The organism is Xenophilus sp. Marseille-Q4582, from assembly GCF_916700565.1.
In the GTDB taxonomy this organism is placed as follows: domain Bacteria; phylum Pseudomonadota; class Gammaproteobacteria; order Burkholderiales; family Burkholderiaceae_C; genus Xenophilus.
Genome location: NZ_CAKAKO010000012.1, coordinates 1 through 1,859, shown reverse-complemented (window position 1 = coordinate 1,859; position 1,859 = coordinate 1). Strand labels below are relative to the sequence as shown.

The window sequence follows — 1,859 nt, the reverse complement described above, 5'->3', positions numbered from 1 at the left end:
GACGCCGAGGGCGATTTTCAGAATGTCGCTCATATGTAACAGTCTATGACGACAACGAGGCGGCGTGACAGCGCCTTCTATTCGGACCTGTTCGTGCGATACCGCAGCGCCGTTCAGGCATCAAGGGTTCGCTTCGCTCAGTGCTCACCCGGTCCCTTCCGCTGCGCTCCAGGGCTGCGGCTTCCGCGCTGACCCTTGACCCCTGCCCGTCCCTGCTGTGCAGCGTCCCTCAGGGACATGGCCACCCACGCCGTGGGCAGCCATATCCCACCGGGCCACACGCACGAGGAACCCCAACATGATCGCCGCGAACTTCAAGAAGCACCCCGACGCAATGGCGCTGCAATTGGTTCTGCCGTTCGGGCGCGCTCTGGTGTGGGCAACATCACGGCCGACAACTGCAAAGCTCCGGGCGATTCGTGCCGCCAGGGGAGCGGCCTTCAAGGCGGCCGGCCGGATCCGCTATCCGGTCAGTGTGAGCACGCCGGAATGGGTGAAAAAGGCGCGTTCAGCCGGGCGAGTTCTCGCCGCGATGCTGAGTCAATGCCAAATGGTGATGGTCTGGTGCTGAGCCCGTGACCGTGTCGGCTACGCCGCCCCGGTCCCGCGCTCATCCCCCCGTCTGAAACGACCAGGGCGATGACTTCGGCACACGCGGCGAGGACTGGGCATCGACGGTGGCGACTTTCGGCTCTCTGGTACTGCCCTTGACGGGTTCCCCGATGACGATCAGGCCGGGGCTCGGCTCGGGAACAGGCGCAGCAACGGGGCCATTGGCCCGCACAGGCTGCGCGCCGACATTGGACGTACCCTTGGTGCCATTCGGGTCGAAATCGAGCCACAGGCCGTTTTTGACGATCTGCCGGCAGATGTCGTCCGTGGTCTGGTAGATCGTGGCGTCCTGGGTGTAGCACTTGCAGCGGTCACCCATGCTCATGCACGCGGCCGGAACGGACACGCGCACCGGCTTGGTCAACTCGTCGTACACGGGTGCCGTGTGCCGCAGTCCCTCGATTCGCGGCCGGTGCGCCAAGATGTACTCCGACGTGGTCATGCCCTTGGCGCCGTTGCCGCCACTGCGCCCGCTGCTGCCCGCAACCGCTGCGCCAGGTGCAGCGCTTTGCTCTGCCACGGCTGCAACCTCCTCCTCGCCCGCCTTGCCGATGGTCTGTTTCCAGAGCATGTAGCCGGCGCCGCCGAGCATGACAGGGATCAGGACAGCGGACACGGCCAGGAACACCGCCGCGCGAGGAATGCGCACCTTGCCGGTGTGGAGCTCGGCCGAGTCGTACCAGCCGTACACCTCCTTTGGCTGGCCGCGCATGGTGACCTGGCCGGAGCGGCCGGCCCCGGCCTTCTCGCATTGGAGGTTCACGGCGTCGAACTGAATGACGCTCGTGACGCTGGAGCCACCCGCCACGCGCTTGAGGTGCTGGTGCCAACCCGGTGCGCCAATGAGTTTCACCACGAAGCTATCAATGTTGCTCGGGTGCTGCGTCAGCATGAAGAAGTCGAAGCCGCGCGAGCGATGCTCCGCCAGCTTCGACACATACTCCGGCACCGCGGAGCCGTTGGCTCGCTTCGGCAGCCAGTTATGGCACTCGTCGGCCAGGAAGATGGTCCCGTTCGGCTGCGCCCACCAGTCGCTGTAGTGGCACTCCGTCCAGCCAAACTCCTTCATGATCTCGGGCTTGATCTTGAGGTAACGCCGCTCCCGGTCTTCGGGCTCGGTGCCGTGGGCGGGCTTGCCGATGATGACGCAGACCGGCCGCAGTTCCTTCAACTGCTTGGCGCGGACGTCTTCCAGCGTGAACAGGCTTTTGCAGGAGCCATTCGCCCCGGTGCGAAGGTACAGCATT

At 65.1% G+C, this 1,859-nt stretch carries 2 protein-coding genes; one reads left to right on the top strand and one right to left on the bottom strand.

Translation table 11 applies throughout. From position 1 onward, the window contains the following. The first annotated feature begins 298 nt into the window (after nucleotides 1-298). Nucleotides 299-571, top strand: coding sequence for a hypothetical protein (locus tag LG388_RS26595; protein ID WP_225785546.1), 273 nt, complete (start codon nucleotides 299-301; stop codon nucleotides 569-571). 39 nt (nucleotides 572-610) lie between these two features. Here LG388_RS26595 and LG388_RS26590 read toward each other — a convergent pair. Beyond that, nucleotides 611-1,859, bottom strand: a 1,249-nt coding sequence (locus tag LG388_RS26590) for a zonular occludens toxin domain-containing protein (RefSeq protein ID WP_225785545.1), incomplete at its 5' end; no start/stop codon positions are given.